This window comes from Ruegeria sp. BJ3 (assembly GCF_056535665.1).
In genome coordinates, this window is sequence record NZ_JBQFIT010000001.1 from 3,299,469 (window position 1) to 3,325,260 (window position 25,792).

The following is a 25,792-nucleotide window of genomic DNA, read 5'->3' on the forward strand; positions in this document are numbered from 1 at the left end:
CTCATATCTAGATATTTGAGGGAGAGACTGAAATGAGTGAATGGGTCAAATGGCTCCTGATGGGGCTTCTATCGATCGTGTTCGGCATATTCGTGCTGGGCGCACCGGTTGTGGCATCCGTGGCAGTGACCGTGGTCACCGGCGTCCTTTTGCTGGTGTCCGGCGTTCTGCAGGTTGTCGGCGGTTTCACCGTCGAAGGAACCGGAAACAAGATCCTGGCCTTCATCATGGGTGCGGTCATGCTGTTCCTGGGCTGGTCGTTTCTGGACCATCCGCTGGCGGGCACTCTGACGCTGGCAACAGTCGTGCTTATCCTGTTCATGGCAGGCGGGATCGCACGGATCATTCTCTCGTTTCAGATGCGAGGCACGTCATTTTTCTGGCCAACCCTGATCTCGGGCATCTTGTCGATCATCCTGGCAGGCATCATCTGGTCTTATGCAAGCAGCGAACCTGCCGCTTTGCTGAGCCTTCTGGGTATCCTGCTGGGCATCGAGATGCTGTTCAACGGGTTCGGGTTGGTCTTCATGGCGTTCTTCGTCAAGAACGCGCCCAAAGACGAAACTACAGAAGCTCAACAAGCTTGAAACGCGGGGCATGGGGCCTGACCTCTCCCGCAGGAGTGTGAACATGGAAAAGTTTGAAAAAGTCCACGGTGTGGCAGCCCCCATGCCCCTGATCAATATCGACACCGATATGATCATTCCCAAGGTGCACCTGAAAACGATCAAACGGTCCGGCCTCGGCGTCGTGCTGTTCGACGAGATGCGCTATCACGATGACGGGCGCGAAAACGAAGAGTTCGTCTTGAACAAACCCGCTTATCGCAACGCCGAGATTCTGGTGGCCGGCGACAACTTCGGATGCGGCTCATCTCGGGAACACGCGCCTTGGGCGATCAAGGATTTCGGTATCAAGGTGGTCATCTCGACCAGCTTCGCCGATATCTTTTTCAACAACTGCTTCAAGAACGGCATCCTGCCCATTGTGGTCGAAGAACACCACCACGTCATGCTGATGGAGGATGCCCACAAGGGCGAGAACGCGCGCATGACCGTGCATCTGGAAGATCAGCAGATCGTCACCTCGGACGGCGTCGTGATCGAGTTTGATATCGACCCGCACCGCAAGCATTGCCTGCTGAACGGTCTGGACGATATCGGCCTGACGATGGAAAAAGATCACCACATCGACTCGTTCGAGTCCCATGCCAGCCAGGCGCGCCCCTGGGTGTGATTCTGGGGAAGAACCTGTGGATACTCAACCTGACGGGGTCGCCAAGGCGGCCCCGTTCGCATTCTTGGGGTTAAAGTCAAAGCAACCACAACATGTAGAGAACCATTTCCATTACACGTCGAATTTGCGACGTGAATGATGCAAAGCCGCACCAGTTTCGCCATCTTTTTGCCCGAAATCACGTGTTTTCTGCACCTCGGCTTGAGCGAAATGCCGCTTATCGCCAATGATGGCGCTAAAGGGGCATCCGCCAAATATCGAGATTGGCGGGCATCAAGTTGGAACCAAGTCGGCAAAGAATCGACTGGTCCGGTTTGGAAAGGGTTCGGATAGTGATTGCTCGCACAACAGGGGCTGCGATACGGGGATTGTTGGTGGCACTTCTGGTGCTGACACCCGCATTGTATCTGCCCGCATCTACGTCCAACGGGACCGAGATCGTTGTCTTTCTGGCAATCCTAGCATTCATCCTGACATTCGCCGAATACAACTCGGCCTTTCCCAGCTTTATCGAATTCCGCGATGCGCCGCCCGTGAACAGACTGCGCTTTGTCGGCCTGATGTCGATGATCTCGTTTCTGACCTTGATCTGCAAGAACGCCTATGCGCCGACGGAACTGACCAGCACCGTGTATTCGGTCGGTCTGGCCGTCGCGAATGTCGTCGACTTCCCCTATTCGCCTGTCCGCCTGGTGGTGTTGATGCTGCCTGCTGACGCGAGCCAACCCCTGGTCGAGTTGGTGCGCATAACGGCAAGTGTCGCCTATGTCGCCGCTTTGGTCACGATCGCCAGCTTCGCCTACGCGGTCAAACTGCGTGGATGGCCCACTGGCAATGGGGCGTTCAATGTCTGGACCAACCTGCCCCTGTTCGACCCCACCAAGGGTGGAGACGTGGTGACTCGCCTGCAGCGCGACGGTCGACTGAACATCTCGGTCGGCGTTCTGCTGCCGTTCCTGATTCCGGCCCTGATCAAGCTGCTCACGGATTTCATTGATCCGCTGTCGTTGTCCAATCCGCAGACGCTGATCTGGACCATGAGCGCGTGGGCCTTCCTGCCGGCCAGCATGATCATGCGCGGGATGGCAACCCTGCGCATTGCCGGGCTGATCGTGGAAAAACGCCGCGCCTACTCGACCGCCGAGACGACCCAAACCGCATGATCCGTATTCTTGTTCTGCTGTTGCTGCCGTTTGCGGCGCAGGCAGAGCCAGTGCGCGTTGCCAGCTTCAATGCTGAGCTAGGCCGGAAAGGTCCGGGCCTGCTGCTGCGGGATATTCGGCGTGATGATCCCCAGGTGCAGGCCGTGATTGACGTTCTGACCGCCACTGCCCCCGATGTTCTGGCCCTGCAAGGCATCGACTGGGACCATGACAACCTGGCCCTGTCCGCTCTGGCTGATCGGTTGCGCGCGGCAGGGCTGGATTACCCGCATCTCTTCGCTGGCCAGCCCAACTCGGGGCTGATGACGTCGCTTGATCTGGACGGGGACGGAGAACGGGGCGGACCCGGGGACGCCCAGGGATGGGGCCGTTTCACCGGGAATGGCGGGCTGGCCGTGCTGTCCCGTTATCCAATCGCAAAGGATGAGGTTCGTGACCTCTCGGCGCTGCTGTGGAAGGACCTGCCCGGCGCGACGCTACCCACCCGTGGCGGTTTGCCCTTCCCGTCTGAACAGGCCCGCGCGGTTCAACGCCTGTCGTCGACCGCCCATTGGATCGTGCCAGTGGAGACACCTCAAGGCCGCCTGAACCTGATGACCTTTCACGCCACCCCTCCTGTCTTTGACGGGCCTGAGGATCGCAACGGATTGCGCAATCGCGATGAGATCCGGCTGTGGTCGGTGTTGCTTGACGGCGGGCTGGGTCCAACCCCGAAAAGTCGTTTCATCATTGCCGGGGACGCCAATCTTGACCCGAACCTGGGCGAGGGGCGCAATGAAGCCATACGCGATCTGTTACAGCACCCCAGCCTGCAGGATCCGCAACCCGTGGATGGCGCAGGCTCGGCTGTAACGGTGGTTTGGAAAGCGGTGGGCGAACGGCGTGTTGACTATCTGCTGCCATCGGCCGACTGGGTGGTTGAAGACGCCGGCATCCACTGGACCGACGCCAACGGTGCGCCCCTTGCCGCGGCCCGCAAGGCCAGCCGACATCGTCTGATTTGGGTTGACCTGTCACACCCGGACATGCGGCCGGGCCTATGACAGGCCCTGAACTCGATCCACGTCTGTGGTTCGCGGGCTATCATGCGACACGGACTGCACAGCGGATTTCAAAGCCTCGTGCGGCGGCGTGGATGCGAAATCGCTGATCAACGAGTCGAAGAACGAGCCATCCAAGCGGTGCGGCGTGTCCCACAGATAGCGCATCTCAAGCAGATGCGGGGCCAGTTTCCAGAACGGCTGGGCCAGAACAACTGGCCACCAGTTCATCTGCCTTAGGCGCACCGGAGCTCCGGTCACTTCCGTCAATGCTTGTGCCAGTTGGCGGCCGGTCAGCGTGTATCCGGCAAAAGGAATGTCGCAATAACGCGGCAAGTCATCCCGCATCTCGGCCAACAGAACCGCAGCGCGGGCCAGATCCGGCAGGTAGGCCCAGGCATGGGCAATGTCAGGGTCACCGGGATAGACGAAACGCCCCTTGGCCAGCGGCTTGATCATGATCTGGTCGAACCAATTCCCAGAGGCTTGCGTGTCGAGGAAATCCCCGGCGCGCAGTATCACAGTGCGCACGCCCGACGACCGATAGGCCTCCTCCATCCGGATCCGAATCTGGCCAAGAGGGTTGGTTGCAAGATGCGGAGTATCTGCCGCCCACGGCCCGGGCGTATCGGCCCCGAAAACATAGACGTTCCCGGGCACGATCACGGTCGCCCCGGTTGCCTGTGCCGCACCGATGACCTGAGCATGCAACTCCGGCACCTGCCGCGCCCACTCGGTGTATGGCGGGTTCCAGCCATTCACGATGACATCCGTGCCTCTGGCGGCGGTGGACAGATCATCCCTCGCGCGGTCAAATCCCCGCACCGTCCATCCGGCCGCTTGAAACGCGTCTGCGGCATTGCGGCCAAAACGCCCCGAAGATCCCAGGATCAGCACCCTTCCCGTCATCTCGACCTCCTGTCAGCCCTGGCGGTTGAACAAAAGATATCCATTCACGCACCTTTGGGAATTGCCGAAAAACGCAGAGCATGTATTCATCTGCGCATGGATAAAACCTTGGCTCTTTCTGATTGGTCTTTGGTGCAGAGCTTTCTGGCAGTTGCGGAAACGGGATCGTTGTCGGCGGCCGCGCGGGAACTGGGGCGCAGTCAACCGACGCTTGGTCGCCAGGTGCAGGCGCTCGAGACGGATTTGGGCGTGTCGCTGTTCGATCGCCATGCGCGAGGCCTGAAGCTCAGCGCCGCCGGCCAGCAATTGCTACCGATGGCGCAACAGATGCACGCGGCCATGCGTCAGCTGAACTTGGCCGCCGCCGGACAGTCGCAACAGCTGGGCGGGACGGTTCGCATCACGGCATCGGTCTTCGCATCACACCATATCCTGCCGTCCATTCTGGCGGACATCCGCAGGCAAGAACCTTCGATCCAGCTGGAACTGGTCGCCACCGACATCAGCGAGAACCTGCTGTTCCGCGAAGCTGATATCGCAGTTCGCATGTATCGCCCCGAGCAGGTCGATATCGTGACCCGGCATCTGGGCGACGTACCGTTGTGTTTCTGCGCAGCCCGGTCGTATCTGGACCGTGCCGGTCGTCCAACCACCCCCGAAGAGTTGTTTCAGCATGACCTGGTGGGATTCGACTCCAACGACCTGATCATCTCGAAGATGCAGGCCAAGGGTTGGCCTGCCAGCAAAGAAAACTTTGCCACCCGTTGCGATCTTCAAAGCGCCTATTGGGAGTTGATCCGTGCGGGTTGCGGCATCGGTTTCAGCCAGGTTCAAGTGGCCGAGGCTGATCCTGCGGTCGAAATTCTGCCGTTGGGTGTGGACATCCCGGTCCTGCCGGTCTGGCTGGCTGCGCCGCAGGCCATGCGGCAGACGCCGCGCATTCGCCGGGTCTGGGACCTGCTGGCAGAAGGACTGAAAGCCAGCTTGTAACCCAGATCGGGTGCCAGGCGCATGTTCAGCGGCGTTTTTCGCGCCGTACGGCCCAGAATCCGCGCATTTTGACCAGATCGCCTCATTGACCAGATGCACCGCAAACGCTAGGCCCGATGCTGAAAAACGCAAGGAGACCGTTCATGTCCAACCCCTCGCTCCTCATCCTGCCCGGAGACGGAATTGGCCCCGAAGTCATGGCCGAAGTGCGCAAGATCATCGGCTGGTTCGGCGCCAAGCGCGGCCTTGAATTCGACGTGAGCGAGGATCTGGTCGGCGGTGCCGCCTATGACGTGCACGGCAAGCCTCTGTCGGACGAGACGATGGCCAAGGCGCAAGAGGTCGACGCGGTTCTGCTGGGCGCCGTGGGCGGCCCGAAATACGACGATCTGGATTTCAGCGTGAAGCCCGAGCGCGGCCTGCTGCGCCTGCGCAAGGAAATGGACCTGTATTCCAACCTGCGCCCGGCACAGTGCTTTGACGCGCTGGCCGATTTCTCGTCGCTGAAAAAGGACGTGGTTGCCGGCCTCGATATCATGATCGTGCGCGAACTTACCTCGGGCGTCTATTTCGGCGAGCCGCGCGGCATCTTCGAGGAAGGCAACGAGCGCGTGGGCATCAACACCCAGCGCTACACCGAATCCGAGATCGAACGCGCCGCGCGCTCGGCCTTTGAACTGGCGATGCGCCGCAACAAGAAGCTGTGCTCGATGGAGAAGGCCAACGTGATGGAATCGGGCATCCTGTGGCGCGAGGTGGTGACCCGCGTCGGCAAGGATTACCCCGAGGTCGAGCTGAGCCATATGTATGCCGACAACGGCGCCATGCAGCTGGTGCGCGCACCCAAGCAGTTCGACGTAATCCTGACCGACAACCTGTTCGGCGACATCCTGTCTGATTGCGCTGCAATGCTGACCGGATCGCTGGGCATGCTGCCCTCGGCTTCGCTGGGCGCACCGATGGCCAATGGCCGGCCCAAGGCGCTGTACGAGCCCGTCCACGGCTCGGCCCCCGACATCGCCGGCCAGGGCAAGGCCAACCCGATCGCCTGTATCCTCAGCTTTGCAATGGCGCTGCGCTACAGCTTTGACCAAGGCGCCGAGGCCGATCGTCTGGAAGCGGCGGTCGAAAAGGTTCTGGCCGATGGTGTCCGCACGGCTGATCTGCTGGCCGAAGAAGGCGTTCAGCCGGTTTCGACCAGCGAAATGGGCGATGCGATCGTCGCCGCGCTGGACGAAAGCCTGTAACGACCGATCCGGGCGGCGCCCAGCGCCGCCCGTCTGATCATCTGCGGTCTAATTGCCGCCAAAGAGATCCTTCAAAAGACTGTCGACGGCCTTGGCAAAGCCACCCTGCTGCCTGCGGCGTGGCTGGGATTGCTGAGTCGTCTGGACCGGAGCGGCCGGAGCCAGCATCGGCAGAGGGGTCGGAGTCATACCTTCGGTGACCCGCACCATGGTTTCCTTCCAAATCTCGGCTGGCAGCCCACCGCCGGTCACGCCCGACAACGGTGTGTTGTCGTCATAGCCCATCCAGACACCGGCCACATAGTCCGCGGTAAAGCCGATGAACCACGCATCCCGGGCGGCCTGGGTCGTGCCTGTTTTGCCTGCAACCTGCCATCCCGGCAACTTGGCGCGTTGTCCAGTTCCCTCGGATACCACGCGTTCCATCATCCAGGTCAGTTGCTTGGCAGCTTCGTCTCGGATCACTCGCTCGCCAATCCCGGTCGTTGTCACCATCATCGGGGCATCATCACCCAGCAGTTTCAACTCGGTCAGGCCGTACGGCTCCACGGACGAGCCACCATTCAGGATACCGGCATAGGCGCCAGTCATTTCGATCAGCGTGCTTTCCGAGGCGCCCAGCGCCAGCGCAGGGCCCGCCGCCAGATCGCTTTCGATCCCGAACCCGCTAGCCACCGTGCGCACATTGTCCAGCCCGGCAACCTCGGCCACCTTGACGGCTGGGATGTTCAGCGAGTTCTTGAGCGCATCCGCCAAGGTCACGCGGCCGTAGAACTTATTGGTGTAATTCTTTGGGCACCACTGGCCGGACCCCGGGATGTCGATGCAATAGGGTTCGTCCACCACCGTGGCCAATGGCGAATAGCCCAGTTCCAGAGCGGTGGCATAGACGAAGGGCTTGAACGAAGACCCGGTCTGGCGCAGCGCCTGCGTCGCGCGGTTGAACGCGCCCGACACCTTGGTCTTGCGTCCGCCCACCATGGCCCGGACCGCACCATCGGCCGACATCACCACGATCGCGGCCTGCGCTTTCGAGCCTTCGCTGACCTTTTCGTCGAACACCTGTTTCAGCGCCGCCTCGGCCGCCTGCTGGATCCGCTGGTCCAGCGTGGTCTTGATAACCACGTCCTCGGTGGTGTTGCGGGTAAAGAACTCGGGGCCGCTGGCCATGACCCAGTCGGCAAAATAGCCCCCGGCGCGGGCGGCGGCGGCCTCGGACAGCTCGGCCGGGTTGTTGCGGGCCGCAGTTGCCTGTGACGTGGTCAGGTGACCCTGATCCTCCATCAGGCTGATGACCACCTTGGCCCGGTCCTGCGAGCGTTGCAGGTTGTTGGTGGGTGCATAGCGCGTGGGCGCAACCAGCAGCCCCGCCAGCATCGCCGCCTCGGCCGGATCCACCTCGGCCGCGGACTTGCCGAAATAGCGCTGGCTGGCCGCCTCGAACCCGCGGGCCCCGGCCCCCAGAAACGCCCGGTTCAGATAGATGGTCAGGATCTCATCCTTGGAGTATTTGACCTCCATTGCCATCGCGTAGATCGCTTCCTTGGCCTTGCGCCACAGCGACCCCTGGCGGCAGTCAGCCTCGTATGCCGCTTCCGATTCCCACTCGGTCGGATCGTACGGCACGCCCAGACACAGCAGCTTGGCCGTTTGCTGGGTGATGGTCGAACCGCCATGCCCCGACAGTGGGCCACGCCCCTCGGACAGGTTGATCTTCACCGCACTGGCAATGCCGCGCGGGCTTACGCCGAAGTGACGGTAAAACCGCTTGTCCTCGGTCGCGACTACCGCATTCTTCAGATGCGGCGACACGGTGTCGGTGGTGATAACGCCGCCGAACTGATCACCCCGCCATGCAAAGACCTTGCCGTCCCGATCCAGCAGGGTGACCGACCCGCGCGCGCGCCCGTCCAGCAGCGCATCGACCTCGGGCAGGGTGGAGTACACAACCCCAACGGCAAGCGCCAGCAGCAGAGCGGCTATCGCACCCACCCGCCAGGTCAGCCCCCAGATCAGGTGCCATATCCAGCGGAACAGCCGGCGAAAGAAGCCGCCTTGCCCGCCTCCCGAACGCTTGCGCCGGGGCTTGCGGCTGGTCTTTCGGGTCGTAGTCTTGCGCGCCGTCGCCTTCTTGCCCGCCGGTTTCGCCGTCCGCTTGGCAGACGAGGTCTTGCGGCCTCCGGACGGATACCGTTTGTCCGCCACCAGCGGTTTTCGACGCTTGGACTCAGTCATGCTCAAACTCTGCCCGTTTTTGCTTTTGTGGCACCATACCGTGCTGTCGCGCCTATGTAGAGGTGTGAAATAGCGCGAATTTCCCTCTCACACTTGCGTATTTTTTAATCACTTTGCCGCTTTTGTGCAAAAAATGTGCAACTTTGCCCCTCTTCCCCAGCGTCTTTTTGCCGAAATCGTTCCTTGAGCGGCCATGTCGGGCTCTTTTTCTGCAGGTGCAAAGCCGGACCCACCGGAACAGAAGAGGGGAAAGACGTGAAACTGATCATTGCGACAATCAAGCCGTTCAAGCTCGAGGAGGTGCGCGAGGCACTGACCGAGGCGGGCGTGCGCGGCATGATGGTGACCGAGATCAAGGGCTTCGGCTCGCAATCCGGTCACACCGAAATCTATCGGGGCGCCGAATACGCGGTGAACTTCGTGCCCAAGATCAAGCTGGAAATCGTGGTGCCCGCCGCGATGACCGACCAGATCGTCGAAACCATCACCAAAACCGCCAAGACCGGCAAGATCGGCGACGGCAAGATCTTTGTCCTCGATGTCGAGCAGGCCCTGCGCGTGCGGACCGGGGAACTCAACGAAGAGGCGCTGTAAGGCGCCGCGACCGACAATCATTCGAGGACTGAACATGAACCTGATGAAATCCCTCATCCCTGCCGCCGCGATCGTCGCGCTGCCGCAGATGGGCCTGGCGCAGGAGGCCGCCGCAACCGGCGAAACCGCGCAGCATACGCAATATATCCTGACCTCGCTGCTGTTCCTGATGGGCGGCTTCCTGGTGTTCTGGATGGCCGCGGGCTTTGCCATGCTCGAGGCCGGTCTGGTGCGCTCCAAGAACGTGGCCATGCAGCTGGTCAAGAACATCGGCCTGTTTTCCTTTGCCGCCATCATGTACTGGCTGGTTGGCTTCAACCTGATGTATCCGGGCGACGGCTGGACCATCACCGGCATTCTGGGCGCCTTCTCGCCCACCTCGCTGGAACCGGTTGGCCTTGATGGCGTCGAAACCGATCTGTCCTATGCGTCGGTCGGTTCGGACTTCTTCTTCCAGCTGATGTTCTGCGCCACCACTGCCTCGATCGTGTCGGGCACCATGGCCGAGCGGGTCAAGCTGTGGCCCTTCTTCATCTTCGTGATCGTCCTGACCGGTGTCATCTACCCGATCGAAGCATCGTGGCAGTGGGGCGGCGGCTGGCTGTCCGAAATGGGCTTCAGCGATTTCGCAGGCTCGACCCTGGTGCACGCCGCAGGTGGCTTTGCCGCGCTGGCCGGTGCCATCGTGCTGGGCCCCCGGATCGGCAAGTACAGCAAGGACGGCAAGGTCGTTCCGATCCCCGGCTCGAACCTGGCGCTTGCCACCCTGGGTACGTTCATCCTGTGGCTGGGCTGGTTCGGCTTCAATGGCGGCTCGCAGCTGGCCATGGGCACGATCGGCGACATGGCTGACATCAGCCGTATCTTCGCCAACACCAACATGGCCGCCGCCGCCGGCGCAGTCGCTGCCCTGATCCTCACCCAGGTGATGTACGGCAAGGTCGACCTGACAATGGTGCTGAATGGTGCGCTGGCCGGGCTGGTATCGATCACCGCCGAACCGCTGGCACCGTCGCTGTTCCAGGCGCTGATCATCGGCGGTATCGGTGGCGTGATCGTGGTCTACACCGTGCCGCTGCTGGACAAGATGAAGATCGACGACGTGGTCGGCGCCATCCCGGTTCACCTGATCGCGGGCTTCTGGGGCACCTTCATCGTGGCTTGGACCAATGGGGACGCGTCCTTCGTGACCCAGATCATCGGCTTTGCGGCCATCGGGATCTTCGTCTTCGTGGTCAGCTACATCCTGTTCTCGATCCTCAAAGCCACCGTCGGCCTGCGGGTTGGCGAGGAAGAAGAGATCAACGGCCTCGACATGGGCGAGCTGGGCATGGAAGCCTATCCCGAGTTCTCGAAGGGCTGAGCCCCTTTCAATCCAAACAAAAAACCCGGGCATTCGTGCCCGGGTTTCTTTTTTGAAATGCCTAACCTCAGACGCCGACGTCGATGATGGCCTTGGCCAGGATCGGCACGGTGGCCTCATTCAACCCGGCGATGTTCATACGGCTGTCGCCGACCATGTAGATGCCGTGCTCAACCCGCAGTTTCTCGACCAGTTCGGGCGCGGCGCCCAGGCGCGAGAACATGCCGCGGTGCTGGGCCAAGAACCCGAACCGGTCCGATCCGCTCAGCCGCTGCAGCTCGTCCGCCAGTTGGCGGCGCAGGCCGAGCATCGACAGGCGAACCTCCTCCAGTTCGGCCATCCAGTCGGCGCGCAGACCCTCATCCATCAGGATCGTGGTCACCACGCGTGCGCCGTGATCCGGCGGGAACGAGTAGTTCTGGCGGTTCAGAAACGCCAGCGTGCCCTGGTTCAGCGCGGTCTGGCCCGCATCGGCGCTGATGGCCATCAGCAGACCGGTCCGCTCGCGATAGACACCAAAATTCTTCGAGCAGGACGCCGCGATCAGGCATTCCTTGACCGACGAAGCGACAAGCCGGGTCGCCTGCGCATCCTCGTTCAGACCGTCGCCAAAGCCCTGATAGGCGATGTCGATCATCGCCACCAGGCCGCGGTCGTTGATCAGGTTCACCACTTCTTGCCACTGGACCATGTTCAGGTTGGCGCCGGTCGGGTTGTGGCAGCAGCCATGCAGCAGCACCACGTCGCCGGCCTTGGCGGTCTTGAGGTCCTCGATCATGCCGTCGAAATCGACGCCACGGGTTTCCTCGTCAAAATAGCGGTAGGCGACGGTTTCGATGCCCAGGTAGTTCAGGATCGAGATGTGGTTCGGCCAGGTCGGGTTCGACACGAACACCCGGGCCGAGGGGTTGGCCATGCGGATCAGCTCGAACGCTTGCCGGCAGGCGCCTGTGCCGCCCGGGGTGGCCACGGCGGCGATATTGGCGCGCGGCACGCTGGTGCCCAGAATCAGCGTGATCATCGCATCGGCATAGGCCGGGTCACCGGCCAGCCCGGTATAGGCCTTGGTCTGCTGTTCTTCCCAGATGCGGTGCTCGGCGGCCTTGACCGCGCGCATCACCGGGGTCACTCCATTGGCGTCTTTGTAGACGCCGACACCCAGATCAATCCTCTGCTCGCGCGGGTCCTCGCGATACATCTGCATCAGGGCCAGGATCTTGTCGGCTGGCTGCGGCTTGAGATTTTCGAACATCAGGAGTCTCCGGTTGCGACGGGCAGGGTCGGGAAGGCGCCCCATTCGGCCCAGCTGCCGTCATAAAGCGAATGGTCTTTCTTGCCCATGCGCTCGAGCGCAAGGCTGAGGATCGCGGCGGTCACGCCTGACCCGCAGGTGGTGATGGCGGGTTTCGACAGATCGACGCCTGCGGCTTCGAACACCGCGCGGCAGTCCTCGGGCGATTTCATGGTGCCATCGGCATTCAGCAACTGTCCGAACGGCACGTTGCGCGAACCGGGGATGTGCCCCGCCCGCAAACCCTCGCGCGGTTCAGGCTGGGATCCGGCAAAACGGTCGGCGGCGCGGGCATCGATGATTTCGTGATCGGCCAGCTTGGCGGCGGCTGAGACCTGGGTCACGTCGCGGACCAGGTGGTTCTGCACGCGCACGGTCATGTGGCGATCGCGGATGACAGGGGGCAGATCCTCGATTTCGCGCCCTTCGGCGACCCATTTGGGAAGGCCGCCGTCCAGAACGGCGATGTTCTCCTGCCCCATCAGGCGGAACAACCACCAGACCCGCGCCGCCGAGAACAGGCCCGCGCCGTCATAGACAACGACCTGATGGCCATCGCCGACACCCATCGCGCGCAGGCGCGACATGAATTTCTCGACCGGAGGCGCCATGTGCGGCAGGTCCGAGCGGTGGTCCGAGATCTCGTCGATGTCGAAGAACCGCGCGCCAGGAATATGTCCGGCCTCGTATTCGGCGCGGGCGTCGCGCCCCTGCTGCGGCAGGTACCACGAGGCGTCGAGAATCCGCAGATCCGGGTCCTTGAGGTGGGCGGCAAGCCACTCGGTGGAAACCAGGGTTTTTGGATCGTCCAGCATCAAAGCCTCCCCTTTACGCGCAGGGATTTCCCTATACGCGCAAGGGTGCGGGTTCAAGGCTGGATCGGGTCCCTGCGGCCCTATCGCGCCCGTCGCAGGCGGAAATGCTGGATGATGCCGATCAAGCTGATGGCGATCCAGAAACTTTCGATCAGCATCGAGGCCAGGTTGAAGTTCTGCAGCAGCGAATAGACGATCAGAACCGACCCCACCAGGTTGACGACCGGAAACGCCAGATCGTCAGAATTCATCATCCGCATCTGGGTGGCGAAATAAGCCGCGACCACGATCAGCGCCCCGAAGGACCCGATGCCATCGGCCAACGTCAGGCCGTTCAGGAATTCCGTCATCGGGTCATCTCCTTCTGCCGTATCAACCGGCCGCGGCGGTCGCGGACCGGTGTCCGTAGTGATGCATGTTCAGAAACGCCGCGCCCTCGGGCCCGGCGCGATAGCCATGCGGCAGATCGGCCGAAAAGCGCAACCCCTGGCCCGCGCTCAACGGCACCCATTCGCCGTTCCGCAGCACCTCGAGCGCGCCGCTCAGCACAAAGACTTCCTCGGTCACGCCGGCGGCATGGGCGGGGGATTCGTGGCATTGGTTGCGGTCCAGTTCGACGTGAAAGGTCTCGGCCCCCAGAACCGGGTCGAAGGGAAAGACGATCTTGACCTTCAGACTGCCCGGAAAGGTCACGGTGCGGAACCGGGCCGCGTCCGCTGGATCGCGCAGGGCGCTGGTGCCGATCAGCGCGCTCAGCGGCATCTGGAACCCCTTGGCGATCTTCCACAGCGTCGCGATGGTGGGGCTTGATTCGCCGCGTTCGATCTGACCCAACATGGCCTTGCTGACTCCGGTCAACTCGGCCGCTTTGGCCAGGCTCAGCCCCGATGCTGCCCGGACGTCTCTGAGTTTCAGGGTGATGTCGTCCGATTCCATGGTCATGTCCCGCGATTTACCTTGTGCGTTATAACGCACATGTGTTACGTGCGCTATAACGCACGCAACACTGGTTTTGCAACCGGGCAAAAGGGAAACAGCATCATGCCAATGTACCGATCCAGAACTTCGACCCATGGCCGCAACATGGCCGGTGCCCGTGGCCTGTGGCGCGCCACCGGGATGGGCGACGACGATTTCGGCAAGCCGATCATCGCCATCGTCAACTCGTTCACGCAATTCGTGCCGGGGCACGTCCACCTCAAGGATCTGGGTCAGATGGTCGCCCGCGAGGTCGAGGCCGCCGGCGGTGTAGCCAAAGAGTTCAACACCATCGCCGTCGATGACGGCATCGCCATGGGCCATGACGGGATGCTGTATTCGCTGCCCTCGCGCGAGATCATCGCCGACAGCGTCGAGTACATGGTCAACGCGCATTGCGCCGATGCGATGGTCTGCATCTCGAACTGCGACAAGATCACCCCGGGCATGCTGATGGCAGCGATGCGCCTGAACATCCCGGCCATCTTCGTCTCGGGCGGGCCGATGGAGGCCGGCAAGATCGACATCGCCGATCTGGATGTGAAGAAGATCGACCTGGTCGATGCCATGGTCGCCGCCGCCGATGACAAATACACCGACGAGCAGGTCAAACACATCGAAGAAAACGCCTGCCCCACCTGCGGATCGTGCTCGGGCATGTTCACCGCGAACTCGATGAACTGCCTGGCCGAGGCGCTGGGTCTGGCGCTGCCGGGCAATGGCTCGACGCTAGCCACCCATGCCGACCGCAAGGAGCTGTTCCTGGAGGCCGGCCGCCGCATCGTCGAAATCACCAAGCGCCACTATGAGCTGAACGAAAAAGGCTTCCTCCCGCGCGAGATCGCGACCTTCGAGGCCTTCGAAAACGCCATGAGCCTGGACATCGCCATGGGCGGCTCGACCAACACGGTGCTGCACCTGCTGGCCATCGCGCATGAGGGCGGGGTGGATTTCACCATGTCCGACATGGATCGGCTGAGCCGCAAGGTGCCCTGCCTGTGCAAGGTCGCGCCCAACACCGAAAACGTCCACATGGAGGATGTGCATCGCGCGGGTGGCATCTTCTCGATCCTGGGTGAGCTGAGCCGCGCCGGCCTGCTGCATGACGACTGCTGCACGGTGCATTCGGCCAGCATGGCCGAGGCCATCGCCAACTGGGACATCACGGTGACCAACAACCCCAAAGCGCAAGATCTGTTCAAGGCCGCCCCCGGTGGCGTGCGCACGACCCAGGCGTTCAGCCAGTCGAACCGCTACAAGGAACTGGACACCGACCGGGCAAACGGCGTGATCCGGTCCAAGGACCATGCGTTCAGTCAGGATGGCGGTCTGGCTGTTCTGTTCGGCAACATCGCGCGCGACGGCTGCATCGTGAAGACCGCAGGTGTGGATGAGAACATCCTGAAATTCACCGGAACCGCCTATGTCTGCGAAAGTCAGGACCAGGCGGTGAACGACATCCTGACTGGCAAGGTCAAGGAAGGCGACGTGGTCGTGATCCGGTATGAAGGCCCACGCGGCGGGCCTGGTATGCAAGAGATGCTGTACCCGACCTCGTACCTGAAATCCAAAGGTCTGGGCAAAGCCTGCGCGCTGCTGACCGACGGTCGCTTCTCGGGCGGCACTTCGGGTCTGTCGATCGGGCACGTCTCGCCCGAGGCGGCCGAAGGCGGTGAGATCGGTCTGGTGCAGAACGGGGACACGATCGAAATCGACATCCCAAACCGCTCGATCCACCTGGCCGTGTCCGACGAAGAGCTGGCAGCCCGCCGGGAAGTCCAGGACGAAAAAGGTTGGGTTCCCGCTGCACCGCGCAAGCGCAAGGTGTCCACAGCACTGAAGGCCTATGCCAAGCTGGCCACCAGCGCTGCAAAAGGCGCGGTGCGTCAGGTCTGAACGCTGACGGCCCGCGTCATGCGGGCCGGTCCGTTGCCTGAAACCGAAGTGCTCCCGCGCCTGACAGGACCCATCGGCTGCGCCGCTGCCTCCTTCAGTCTTGGGCCGGGCGCCGCGCTGTGCGCGGCGCCCGGCCCAACCAGAGGAGATGTCTCGCCAGAGACCTCGACGATGGGCGGGAGCGCCCCTGCCTGTGGGATCAATCACCCAGCTTGGCGTGAATCTCATCCAGGTCGATTTCACCTGTCGGCATCTTGTTGGCCGGGTTCTCGAAATCGTATTTGAACAGTTCGAAATCCTGTTTGTAGATCTCATAGACCAGGTGCATCGACAGGTCGTCGAAATAGTCCTCGACCGGGTGCGCACGTTTGGGGCCGTGGCCCTCGGATTCGTTGAAGCGCGGGATCTCGGACAGGGTCACGGGATGCGGGGTTTCCAGCGCGTCCAGCACGCCTTGCATGCCCTCGTTGAACTTCTCGGTCCAGAATATCCGGTCATAGCGCCCGCCATTCACGATGAAGGTCGACACATGCCCCGACATGGCCGACCAGTGAATGTCCGGGTCCATTGGCCGCCGCCAACGGATCGTGTCGCGGGCAAACAGAAGAAACCGGCGGAAACTGGCGATCTGGTCGAATTCGCCCTTCCCGTCCTCGCCCCCGACCTCGATCCCGTAATTGTAGATCAGCGTCGGCACCAGATTGCCACGGTACCGTTTCCCGTTGCGCTGGATCCCGCAGATCTTGTCGAAAAACGAGCTGAGGATCCGCGTATAGGGGTTGCGCACGCAGGTGAACGCGAACGACTTGTGTCCGCGCACATTGGCCGAGATCACATCCTGGCTGTGGTCAAACGCCCATTTGTGCATCCCGTCTTTGGCGTCGTGGATATCGCCGTCAAAGAACCGACCGTGATCCGAGTAATACATGATCTGCCCGATGGTCGAGCAGGCGCATTTGGGCACCACGCGATAGACCATGCTTTCGCTTTCGGTCATCCATGTACCGGGAAATCCCATCTGCCATGCCTCCTTAGCCGGCCGAGTCTCAAGGTGATGCGCCAGCTTTTGACGCCAGAGAAGCAAAAATATTCTGTTTATTCAATCGCTCATCCTCAGTATCACGGTTGGAACCGGGCAGTAACGGACTTCATGCAACGCCAATGGCCAAGATCGCCTACATTCTGCTGTGTCACAAAGACCCTGACGCGATTATCGCACAGGCCGAACGGCTGACGGCCGCAGGGGACTGCATGGCCATCCATTTCGACGCCAGCGCATCCGCAGGAGACTTTGACCGAATCCAGACGGCCCTGAAAAGCAATCCCAATGTGACCTTCGCGGCCAGGCGGATCAAATGTGGCTGGGGGGAATGGTCGCTGGTGCAGGCAACACTGAACGCGGTGCAAGCTGCGGTCGAGGCCTTCCCGCGAGCGACCCATTTCTACATGCTGTCGGGCGACTGCATGGCGATAAAGACCGCGGAATATGCGCATCGGTTTCTGGATGAAACCGACAAGGATTTCATCGAAAGCCACGACTTTTTCGAAAGCGACTGGATCAAGACCGGCATGAAGGAAGACCGGCTGATCTATCGCCACTATTTCAACGAACGCACGCAGAGCAAACTGTTCTATGCCGCCTACGAGGCCCAGAAACGTCTCGGCCTGACCCGCGAGATCCCGGAGGATCTCCAGATCATGATCGGCAGCCAGTGGTGGTGCCTTCGCCGCCGGACAATCGAGATGATCCTGGATTTCCTGCGCCAGCGCCGGGACTTGGTCCGTTTTTTCTCGACCACCTGGATTCCGGACGAGACGTTCTTTCAGACCCTCGTGCGCCACCTGATCCCGAAAATCGAAATCGAAAACCGTACGCTGACTTTCCTGATGTTCTCGGACTACGGGATGCCGGTGACGTTTTACAACGATCACTACAACCTGCTGCTGACCCAAGATTACCTGTTCGCCCGCAAGATCAGCCCCGAGGCGCAGTTGCTGAAGCAGAAATTGGGTGCGCTCTATGCCAGCGAAGGGGTCGCGTTCCAGATCTCGAACGAGGGTCGGAATCTGCACGGATTTCTGACCGGCCGTGGCCGCGTGGGACGCCGGTATGCACCCCGCTTCTGGGAAACCGCCAACACGCTGGGCGCCGATCGCGATCTGTACATGGTCGTCTGCAAGAAGTGGCATGTGGCCAAGCGGCTGATCGACCAGATCGCCTCTGAGACCAACCTGTCCTGCATCGAATACCTGTTCAACGAAGAAGCCGCCCCCCTGCCCGATCTGGGGGGCTTGGAGGCCACGCTGGTCAAACGATCCCGGCATCGCAGGGCGGTCACCCGGATGCTGTACGATCACTTCGGCGCCAACCGGCTGCTGATCTGCCTGGATCCGGCCAGTCTGGATATCGTACAGGATTTCTGCTCGGACAAGGCGCGCACCCATGTGCTTGAAATCGAGTGCACTTATTCAGACGCGTATCTTGTCGGCCACGCCCACAGGGTCGGGTTGGCCGGAGAAAACAGCCCAGCCGCAACCGTCGAACGCCTGTTACCGACGATACGCAGCGATCTGGCCTATGAATCCGAACAGCTGCGCGGTGCGGGGATCGAGAGGTTCTTCCGATTGCGCGAAACCGCTGACCCGGCCGAGAACGTGGCCGCGATCGCAGAATTCCTTTGGGTTTCGGAGGAAACCGCCCAGTCGATCATGCGGCTTGATTACCTGTTCACGGACTGAACGCATGTGTTGGCCCGGCCGCGCTAGGCCGCCGGGCCGGGTTCTCAGATGTCGAACTTCACGCCCTGCGCCAATGGCAATTCGGCCGAGTAGTTCACGGTGTTCGTCTGGCGCCGCATATAGCCCTTCCAGGCATCCGAGCCGCTTTCGCGTCCGCCACCGGTTTCCTTCTCACCGCCGAACGCGCCGCCAATCTCGGCGCCCGAGGGGCCGATATTCACGTTGGCGATGCCGCAATCGGACCCGGCGGGCGACAGGAACTGTTCCGCCTCGCGCATGTTCAGCGTGAACACGCAAGACGACAGGCCCTGCGGCACGTCGTTCTGCATCTCAAGCGCCTCGTCGAAACCGTCATAGCCCATGACATAGAGGATCGGCGCGAAGGTTTCGGTCTTCACGATCTCGGTCTGGCCCGGCATTTCGACGATCGCGGGCTTCATGTAGACACCGCCCTCGGGCACGCCATCGGTCACGCGCTTGCCGCCGAAGACTGTGCCGCCCTCGGCCTCGGCCGCCTTCAGCGCAGCCTCCATCGCCTGCCCCGAAGCCTCGTCCACCAGCGGCCCGACCAAGGTGCCTTCGGCCAGCGGGTCACCGATGGGCAGACCGGCATAGGCCTTTTTCAGCCGCGCAACCAGATCGGCACGGATCGAGTTGTGCACGATCAGCCGCCGCAGCGTGGTGCAGCGCTGACCCGCGGTGCCCACGGCCGAGAACACGATGGCCCGCACCGCCATTTCAAGATCGGCCGAAGGGCCGACGATCATGGCGTTGTTACCGCCCAGTTCCAGGATGCACTTGCCGAACCGCTGCGCCACGATCGGCGCGACCGCGCGGCCCATTCGGGTCGAGCCGGTGGCCGAAATGATCGGCACCGTCTCGCTGGCCACAAGCGCCTTGCCCAGATCGGCGCCGCCGATCAGCAGTTGCAGCAGCCCGTCGGGCGCGTCGCCGAACCGAGCCACGGCCTTTTCAAAGATCTTCTGACAGGCCATCGCGGTGAGGGGCGTTTTCTCGGACGGTTTCCAGATCACCGGATCGCCGCAGACCAACGCCAGCGCCGCGTTCCACGACCAGACCGCGACCGGGAAGTTGAAGGCCGAGATCACGCCGACCGGCCCGGCCGGGTGCCACGTCTCCATCATCCGGTGGCCGGGGCGTTCGGAGGCGATGGTCAGGCCATACAGCTGCCGCGACAGGCCGACGGCGAAATCGCAGATGTCGATCATCTCCTGCACTTCGCCCAAACCTTCCGAGGTGATCTTGCCGGCCTCCCAGCTGACCAGCGCGCCCAGGTCCTCCTTGGCCGCGCGCAATTCCTCGCCCAGCAGGCGGATCAGCTCGCCCCGGCGCGGGGCGGGCACGGTGCGCCAAGCCTTGAAGGCCGCCGTGGCGCGGGCAAAGACCGCGTCCATGTCGGCAACAGGCGTTTCATGCACCCGCGCCAGCACGCGGCCGTCGATGGGCGAGCGGACCTCCAGCGTGCCGCCGGTCAGCTCGGCCGCCGTCAGGCCCAGTTTTTCGAGTGTGTGTTCTGCAGTCATGACTACGTCTTTCATGTTCAGGCCGCCTTGTTCTGGGGGGTCACTTCGCCAGCGCGGTACAGCTGGCCGAATTCGGTGTTCAGGAAATCATCCAGCCGGACCTGCTCTTGCCGGACAAAGCCTTGGGTGGGCAGTGCGCCGGTGCGCATCAGATCGACCACGCCCAGAACGCCGGCGGCGGTGGTGATCTGGATCGCACTCCAGACCTGGCCGTCGATGGTGCGGGCAAAGGATTTGTTGATCAGGGATTTCTCGCGCAGTGCCCCGTCGATCATGCCCTTGGCCGTGCAATAGACCAGAACCACGTCCTGATCGGTGCGCGGCAGCGCAGATTCAAAGATGTCCTTCAACAGGTCGCGGCGCTGGCCCAGGCCCAGATCCGTCAACAGCAGTTTCAGGATGTCGCGATGGCCGGGATAGCGGATCGAGCGATAGGACACCGCCCGGGCCTTGCCGGCCAGCGTCTCGGGCAACGTGCCCAGGCCGCCCGAGGTGTTGAAGCATTCGTATTCCACACCGTCATGGCCGATGATCTCGTAATCCTCGAGCGGCGCGGTCTTGACCCGCTCGCCATTTACGATGGCGTCGCAAGGGTTGCAGTATTCGTTGATCAGCCCGTCGGTGGACCAGGTCAGATTGTATTTCAGCGCATTTGTCGGATAGAGCGGCAGCGCGCCCACCCGCATGTGCAGGCTGTCCAGCGTGTCGAACCCGGCCGCAAGAGAGGCCCCCGCAATGCCAACGAAACCCGGTGCCAACCCGCATTGCGGCATGAAGGCGGTGCCGCTGTCGCGGGCCAGTTCGCGCACGGCGTTCGTGGCGGCGACATCCTCGGTCAGGTCGAAATAATGCGCACCCGCGGCCTTGGCTGCCTTGGCGATGGCAGGCGTCAGGAAAAACGGTGCGGCCGAGATCACCGCATCGAACCCTGCAACCCCCTGTGCCAGCCCGGCTTCGTCGCCCGCGTCGATCTGGCGGGTGGTGATGCCCTGCCTGTTCAACGCCGACAGGGCCGTCAGGTCATGATCGGCCACGGTTACAGTGTAGTTGTGCGATTTCTTCAACAGGGCGGCGATCATCTGTCCGATCTTCCCGGCCCCGACGACGCAGATGTTCCAACTCATTGCGCGCCTCCTCCTCTGCTCTGGTTCCAGTATGACCGCGCCGCCGTCCGAGCACAGCAATCGAGTTGACGAAACGGACAGCTTTTCCGTCATATTGACGGTAATTGAATCAAAATGTCAGATCGAGATCCGCAGCGCTTCGAAACCTGAAGTCAGGGGAGGAAATGCTTTGCAACCGATTGCACCATTTTTGCAATGATGCGACATTCAACAGATCCAATCGACCGCATAGAGGAGAGCAAGCAGTTGGGCGTTACGCTGAAGGAAGTTGCGGCCTTGGCCGGGGTGTCGCGGTCGGCTGTGTCGCGCACCTTCACGCCGGGCGCCTCGGTCTCGGCCAAGACCCGCGCCAAAGTGGAAAAGGCCGCCAAGGAACTGGGCTACAGCCCCAACGCGCTGGCCTCGTCGCTGACGACGGGGCGGACCAAGCTGATCGGCCTGATCTCGAACAACTTCCACAACCCGATCTTCCTTGAGGTTTTCGACCAGTTCACCCGCGCCCTGCAGGAACGCGGGCTGCGCCCCCTGATCGTGAACCTGACCGACGAGACCGAGCCCGCCAATTCTGTGCGCATGCTGCGGCAATATTCAGTGGATGCGGTAATCGTCGCCTCGTCGACCCTGCCACCCAGCTTTGCCAAGGCGTTCCACGATGCAGGGGTGCCGGTGGTGCACACCTTCGGGCGCTCGGCGACCTCGCCCGAGGTGCATGTGGTGGGCATCGACAATGTGGAATGCGGACGCATGGCCGCGCGCGAGCTGGTCGCGCGGGGCTATGCCAGCGTGGGCTATCTGGGCGGGCCGATCGATGCGACCTCGGCGCGGGACCGGCAACGGGGCTTTACCGAGGAAATGGCAAACCACCCGCAGGTTCCCGTCAGCCACTCCTTCGCTGGGGCCTACTCCTTCGAGGCCGGCCGGGCCGAGATGCTGCGCCTGCTGGCGGGTGACCCGGCGCAGGCCTATTTCTGCGGCGACGACATCCTGTCGATCGGGGCGCTGTCGGCGCTGGCCGACCACGGGCTGAAACCGGGTTCTGACATCGGGATCATCGGCCTGAACGACATGGAGATGTCGCGCTGGGAATACATCAACCTGACGACCATCCATCAGCCGATCAAGCAGATCATCACCTCGTCGGTCGATCTGGTGGAAGAGATGCTGAAGACGCCCGACCGCTACCCCGAGGCGCGGATCTTTCCCTGCCGGGTGATCGAGCGGGGCACGTTGCGGCCCCGCCCCTGATCAGCGGAACATCGGCGGGCGCGCGTCCTGCCAGGCGCCCTCGGCCCGGGCCGAGGCCACCGCTGCGTGCACCGCGGCAATCGAGCGGACGCCATCGGCGGCGTTGGGCAGCCCATCGCGCGGTTCGCCCCGGATCGCGTCGGCCAGATCGCAATAGATATTGGCCACGGCCAGCGGAAAGCCCTCGGGATGGGCAATCGCCACGCGCGACAGACGCATCGCGTCGTCATGCAGGCCGCCCTCGCCCTTTTCGATGATCTGGGTTCGTCCACCGACCGGGGTGTAGATCAGCTGGTTGGGGTGTTCGGACGCCCAGCGCAGCCCGCCGGTTTCGCCGAACACCTGGATGTCGAACCCGTGCTGCCGCCCGATCGCCACGGACGAGGTCCACAACCGGCCCACGGTGCCGCCCTCCATGCGGAAATTGACCATCGCGTCGTCTTCCAGCTGGCGGCTGGGAATGGTCGAGGCCATGTCGGCCGACAGCGTCGCGACCTCGTCATCGCAGATGAAGCTGGCCATGTGCAGCGCGTGGATGCCGCAATCGGCGAATTGCCCCGACACGCCCGCCATGGCCGGATCATAGCGCCAGCGCACGCGCGGATTGTCCGCGTCGGTGGCGTCCCCATGGTGGCCGTGGCTGAAATTGGTGACGACCAGGCGCACCTTGCCGATCTCGCCGGCGCGGACCATGGCGCGGGCCTGCCGCACCATCGGATAGGCCGAATAGCAGTAGTTGACCGCGCAGATCTTGCCCGAGGCCCGGGCCACGCGCACGATCTCTTCGCCCTCTTCCACGGTCATGGTCATCGGCTTTTCGCACAGCACGTTGAACCCGGCCTCGAGATACGCCTTGGCGATCTCGAAATGGGTGGCGTTCGGGGTGGCGATGGTTACAAGGTCGATCCGGTTGGGCCGGTCCTTTTCGCCGGCCAGCATTTCCTGCCAGTCGCCATAGGCGCGGTCGGCGGGCACACCCAGCCGCTGCGCATAGGCGCGCCCCGCCTCGGGCCGGTGGTCCAGCGCGCCGGCGGCGAATTCGAACAGGCCGTCGGCCTGTGCGCCCAGACGGTGGGCGGGTCCGATCTGGCTGCCTTCTCCGCCCCCGATCATGCCCCATTTCAACTTTGCCATGGTCTTGGTCTCTCTGCGAACAATGTTGGATTACGTGTCGGGCCTAAAACGTGCTGACGTCCTGCCAACCGCGACTGTCGGCCGAGGCCAGCGCCGCCGCCAGAACCCGGTTGACCTCGTGCCCGTCCCGGAAGGTGGGCCAGTTGCTCCGGCCGGAATGAATGGCGGTCAGAAAATCCTTGGCTTCGATGATGATCTGATCCTGATATCCGGTGCCGTGGCCGGGACCCTGGCAAAAGGGCTCATAATCGGGATGCTCCGGACCGGTCAGGATCTTGGTGAAACCGCGCTGGGCCTCGGGGCCTTCGCGGCGATAGAGCCACAGGGCGTTCTGATCCTCCTGGTCAAACCGGATCGCGCCCTTGGTGCCCGAAATCTCGTAGGCATAACCCATCTTGCGGCCGGTCGCGATACGGCTGAAATATAGGTTCCCCATGACGCCGTTTTCAAACCGACACATCATCTGGGCGTGGTCGTCATTGGTCACTGCACCGCCCGGGCGGGTGTGGTGAACGGTTTCCACATCGGCCATGACCTGCGCGATCGGCCCCACCAGAGCCAGCGCGCCATTGACCATGTGCGGCGCCAGATCGCCGATGGTGCCGTTGGCCATGCCGGTCGTGCGCCAGGTCGCCGGGGCCTCGGGGTCGGCATAGAAATCCTCGGTATGTTCACCGCGGAACCATGTGATGTCGCCAATCGCGCCGTCGGCGATCAGCTGGCGGGCAAACTGGCTGGCCGGGGTGCGGATATAGTTGAACCCGACCATGTTGACGGTGCCCGAGGCCTCGGCCGCCGCCACCATGGCACGGCTGTCCTCAAGCGACGCGCCCAGCGGTTTTTCGCACAGCACCGGCTTGCCCAGCGCCAGCGCCGCCTCGGCGATCTGCCGGTGGGTGGACTGGGGCGATGCAATCACGACGGCCTCGACCACCGGATCTTTGACCAAGGTCTGCCAGTCGGCGGTGGCACGGCGGAACCCGTAGGCGGCGCGGTAGCGTTCGGCACTGTCAAGGCTTGAGGCGCAAATCATCTCGAGCCGCGGTCTGAGCGCGGTGTCGAACACGGCGCCCACGGCGGACATGGCCACCGAATGGGCTTTGCCCATATAGCCGCCTCCGACGATTCCAATTCCGATTTCTCGCATTTTGGGCGGCTCCGAACATACTGATTGCAACCGGTTGCAAAATCAGTATCGTGAGAATCGATCCAATGCAAGGTCCATCGGATCGGCGGGATCAAAATGCCTGGGAGGTACAGTTTGAGTCACTTGATCGACGGCATCAAAGGAAACCGGTTTGCCGTTTTCGGGCGCGCTGGCATGGACATGTTCGCCGATCCGGTCGGTGTCAAAAGCGAACATGCCGACATGTTCCGCGCGGACTTGGGCGGTTCGTCCGCGAATATCTGCGCGGGTCTGGTCAAGCTGGGCAGCCAGGCGTCGCTGATCACCTCCGTCTCGGATGACGCGGTTGGGCGGTTCTGCCTCAACAAGTTGCATCACTATGGTGTCGACACCTCTTTCATCCGCGTCGTCGGCGGTGAATACCGCATGTCCTTGGCGGTCTATGAAAGCTGCATCGAGGACTTTCAGAACGTCATCTACCGAAACGGCGCCGTCGATTTTCAGGTCACCGAAGATGACATGGACCGGGTCGACTATGGCCGTTTCAGCGCGGCGATCTCGGCCGGAACCGTGTTTGCCGCCGAACCGTCGCGCAGCGCCACCTTCCGCGCCTTCGAAAACGCGCGCAAGGCCGGGCTGCCGGTGATCTTCGACATCGACTACCGGCCCTACAGCTGGCCTTCGGCGCAGGTCGCCGCCGACGTGCTGTCGCGCGCGGGCGAGGCCAGCGACATGATCGTCGGCAATGACGAAGAGTTCGGTTTCATGGCCGGTGGGATCGAGAAAGGCTTCCGGAAAGCCTGCGATCTGGCCGAGAAACCCGGCCGCATCGTCATCTACAAGATGGGCGAAAAGGGCGCCGTGACCTTAACCGACGGGCAAGAGATCCACACCGGCATCTACCCGGTCACCGCCGTCAAACCCAACGGCGCGGGCGACAGCTTCATGGCCGGGCTGCTGGCCTCGATCGCGGCGGGCCATTCGCTGGAACAGGCGGTGTTGCGCGGCTCGGCCTGCGCCTCGATCGTCGTGTCCAAACCAGGCTGCGCGCCCGCCATGCCAACCACCGAAGACCTGGACGCTTTCCTTGCGTCCCACCCCGGCCCCACCCCGGCCGGATAGG

General features: G+C 62.5%; 23 protein-coding genes. 12 read left to right on the forward strand and 11 right to left on the reverse strand.

The features are described from left to right. The first annotated feature begins 32 nt into the window (after nt 1–32). The 4 genes from ACR3EL_RS16705 (at nt 33) to ACR3EL_RS16720 (ending at nt 3,442) form a co-directional block, all read left to right on the forward strand. The gene (locus tag ACR3EL_RS16705; protein ID WP_093963682.1) at nt 33–587 is read left to right on the forward strand and encodes an HdeD family acid-resistance protein; all 555 of its coding nucleotides are present in this window, start codon (nt 33–35) and stop codon (nt 585–587) included. A 43-nt stretch (nt 588–630) separates the two neighbouring features. After that, on the forward strand, nt 631–1,236 hold the full coding sequence (gene leuD / locus ACR3EL_RS16710) for a 3-isopropylmalate dehydratase small subunit (RefSeq protein ID WP_170342515.1): 606 nt from the start codon (nt 631–633) through the stop codon (nt 1,234–1,236). Nucleotides 1,237–1,568: 332 nt separating this feature from the next. After that, entirely contained in the window at nt 1,569–2,399 is an 831-nt protein-coding gene (locus ACR3EL_RS16715; RefSeq protein WP_093963685.1) for a hypothetical protein, read from the forward strand. Then, nucleotides 2,396–3,442 carry an endonuclease/exonuclease/phosphatase family protein gene (locus ACR3EL_RS16720; RefSeq protein ID WP_170342517.1) on the forward strand — a complete coding sequence of 349 codons (1,047 nt, stop codon included), beginning with the start codon at nt 2,396–2,398 and terminating at the stop codon, nt 3,440–3,442. Before ACR3EL_RS16715 ends, ACR3EL_RS16720 begins: the two co-directional genes overlap by 4 nt. On the opposite strand, the gene ACR3EL_RS16725 is transcribed toward ACR3EL_RS16720, so the two are convergent. Beyond that, nucleotides 3,437–4,348, reverse strand: coding sequence for a Rossmann-fold NAD(P)-binding domain-containing protein (locus ACR3EL_RS16725; RefSeq protein WP_170342519.1), 912 nt, complete (start codon nt 4,346–4,348; stop codon nt 3,437–3,439). The genes ACR3EL_RS16720 and ACR3EL_RS16725 overlap by 6 nt on opposite strands. A 96-nt stretch (nt 4,349–4,444) precedes the next feature. On the opposite strand from ACR3EL_RS16725, the gene ACR3EL_RS16730 reads away from it, so the two are divergent. Then, nucleotides 4,445–5,338 carry a LysR family transcriptional regulator gene (locus ACR3EL_RS16730; protein WP_170342521.1) on the forward strand — a complete coding sequence of 298 codons (894 nt, stop codon included), beginning with the start codon at nt 4,445–4,447 and terminating at the stop codon, nt 5,336–5,338. Between the two features lie 143 nt (nt 5,339–5,481). Next, a complete protein-coding gene (leuB, locus tag ACR3EL_RS16735) occupies nt 5,482–6,585 on the forward strand; it encodes a 3-isopropylmalate dehydrogenase (protein ID WP_170342523.1) in 1,104 nt (367 codons plus the stop codon). Between the two features lie 48 nt (nt 6,586–6,633). Here leuB and ACR3EL_RS16740 read toward each other — a convergent pair whose 3' ends face one another. Next, nucleotides 6,634–8,820: a transglycosylase domain-containing protein gene (locus ACR3EL_RS16740; RefSeq protein ID WP_170342525.1), complete on the reverse strand. Its 2,187-nt coding sequence runs from the start codon at nt 8,818–8,820 to the stop codon at nt 6,634–6,636. A 255-nt stretch (nt 8,821–9,075) separates the two neighbouring features. On the opposite strand from ACR3EL_RS16740, the gene ACR3EL_RS16745 reads away from it, so the two are divergent. Further along, nucleotides 9,076–9,414: a P-II family nitrogen regulator gene (locus ACR3EL_RS16745; protein ID WP_093963790.1), complete on the forward strand. Its 339-nt coding sequence runs from the start codon at nt 9,076–9,078 to the stop codon at nt 9,412–9,414. Between the two features lie 34 nt (nt 9,415–9,448). Continuing rightward, the gene (locus ACR3EL_RS16750) at nt 9,449–10,777 is read left to right on the forward strand and encodes an ammonium transporter (protein WP_093963690.1); all 1,329 of its coding nucleotides are present in this window, start codon (nt 9,449–9,451) and stop codon (nt 10,775–10,777) included. A 67-nt stretch (nt 10,778–10,844) separates the two neighbouring features. Here the strand turns inward: ACR3EL_RS16750 and ACR3EL_RS16755 are convergent, their stop codons facing one another. The 4 genes from ACR3EL_RS16755 to ACR3EL_RS16770 form a co-directional block, all read right to left on the reverse strand. Further along, complete coding sequence (locus ACR3EL_RS16755) at nt 10,845–12,029, reverse strand: amino acid aminotransferase (RefSeq protein ID WP_170342528.1); 1,185 nt, start codon at nt 12,027–12,029, stop codon at nt 10,845–10,847. Beyond that, complete coding sequence (gene sseA, locus ACR3EL_RS16760) at nt 12,029–12,883, reverse strand: 3-mercaptopyruvate sulfurtransferase (RefSeq protein ID WP_170365657.1); 855 nt, start codon at nt 12,881–12,883, stop codon at nt 12,029–12,031. Before sseA ends, ACR3EL_RS16755 begins: the two co-directional genes overlap by 1 nt. Nucleotides 12,884–12,963: 80 nt before the next feature. After that, nucleotides 12,964–13,233 carry a CBU_0592 family membrane protein gene (locus ACR3EL_RS16765; RefSeq protein WP_170342531.1) on the reverse strand — a complete coding sequence of 90 codons (270 nt, stop codon included), beginning with the start codon at nt 13,231–13,233 and terminating at the stop codon, nt 12,964–12,966. A gap of 22 nt (nt 13,234–13,255) precedes the next feature. Beyond that, nucleotides 13,256–13,819, reverse strand: coding sequence for a helix-turn-helix domain-containing protein (locus ACR3EL_RS16770; protein WP_170342533.1), 564 nt, complete (start codon nt 13,817–13,819; stop codon nt 13,256–13,258). 105 nt (nt 13,820–13,924) lie between these two features. Between ACR3EL_RS16770 and ilvD the strand changes: the two genes are divergently transcribed. Beyond that, the gene (ilvD, locus tag ACR3EL_RS16775; RefSeq protein ID WP_170342535.1) at nt 13,925–15,757 is read left to right on the forward strand and encodes a dihydroxy-acid dehydratase; all 1,833 of its coding nucleotides are present in this window, start codon (nt 13,925–13,927) and stop codon (nt 15,755–15,757) included. A 199-nt stretch (nt 15,758–15,956) separates the two neighbouring features. Here ilvD and ACR3EL_RS16780 read toward each other — a convergent pair whose 3' ends face one another. Continuing rightward, complete coding sequence (locus ACR3EL_RS16780) at nt 15,957–16,775, reverse strand: sulfotransferase family protein (protein WP_170342537.1); 819 nt, start codon at nt 16,773–16,775, stop codon at nt 15,957–15,959. A 143-nt stretch (nt 16,776–16,918) separates the two neighbouring features. On the opposite strand from ACR3EL_RS16780, the gene ACR3EL_RS16785 reads away from it, so the two are divergent. Further along, on the forward strand, nt 16,919–18,496 hold the full coding sequence (locus ACR3EL_RS16785) for a DUF5928 domain-containing protein (protein ID WP_480722413.1): 1,578 nt from the start codon (nt 16,919–16,921) through the stop codon (nt 18,494–18,496). Nucleotides 18,497–18,540: 44 nt separating this feature from the next. Here ACR3EL_RS16785 and amaB read toward each other — a convergent pair whose 3' ends face one another. After that, nucleotides 18,541–20,040: an L-piperidine-6-carboxylate dehydrogenase gene (gene amaB, locus ACR3EL_RS16790; protein ID WP_437342523.1), complete on the reverse strand. Its 1,500-nt coding sequence runs from the start codon at nt 20,038–20,040 to the stop codon at nt 18,541–18,543. A 17-nt stretch (nt 20,041–20,057) separates the two neighbouring features. Continuing rightward, nucleotides 20,058–21,164, reverse strand: a complete 1,107-nt coding sequence (locus ACR3EL_RS16795) for a saccharopine dehydrogenase family protein (RefSeq protein WP_170342542.1) — start codon at nt 21,162–21,164, stop codon at nt 20,058–20,060. A gap of 246 nt (nt 21,165–21,410) precedes the next feature. On the opposite strand from ACR3EL_RS16795, the gene ACR3EL_RS16800 reads away from it, so the two are divergent. Next, nucleotides 21,411–22,409 (forward strand): LacI family DNA-binding transcriptional regulator, encoded by a 999-nt coding sequence (locus ACR3EL_RS16800; RefSeq protein ID WP_170342544.1) that lies wholly within the window; start codon nt 21,411–21,413, stop codon nt 22,407–22,409. Here the strand turns inward: ACR3EL_RS16800 and ACR3EL_RS16805 are convergent, their stop codons facing one another. Further along, nucleotides 22,410–23,543: a Gfo/Idh/MocA family protein gene (locus tag ACR3EL_RS16805; protein ID WP_170342545.1), complete on the reverse strand. Its 1,134-nt coding sequence runs from the start codon at nt 23,541–23,543 to the stop codon at nt 22,410–22,412. It lies immediately after the preceding gene. A gap of 43 nt (nt 23,544–23,586) precedes the next feature. Then, complete coding sequence (locus tag ACR3EL_RS16810; RefSeq protein WP_170367493.1) at nt 23,587–24,690, reverse strand: Gfo/Idh/MocA family protein; 1,104 nt, start codon at nt 24,688–24,690, stop codon at nt 23,587–23,589. A 96-nt stretch (nt 24,691–24,786) separates the two neighbouring features. Between ACR3EL_RS16810 and ACR3EL_RS16815 the strand changes: the two genes are divergently transcribed. Continuing rightward, nucleotides 24,787–25,791: a PfkB family carbohydrate kinase gene (locus ACR3EL_RS16815; protein ID WP_170342549.1), complete on the forward strand. Its 1,005-nt coding sequence runs from the start codon at nt 24,787–24,789 to the stop codon at nt 25,789–25,791. The last annotated feature ends 1 nt before the right edge of the window (nt 25,792 follow it).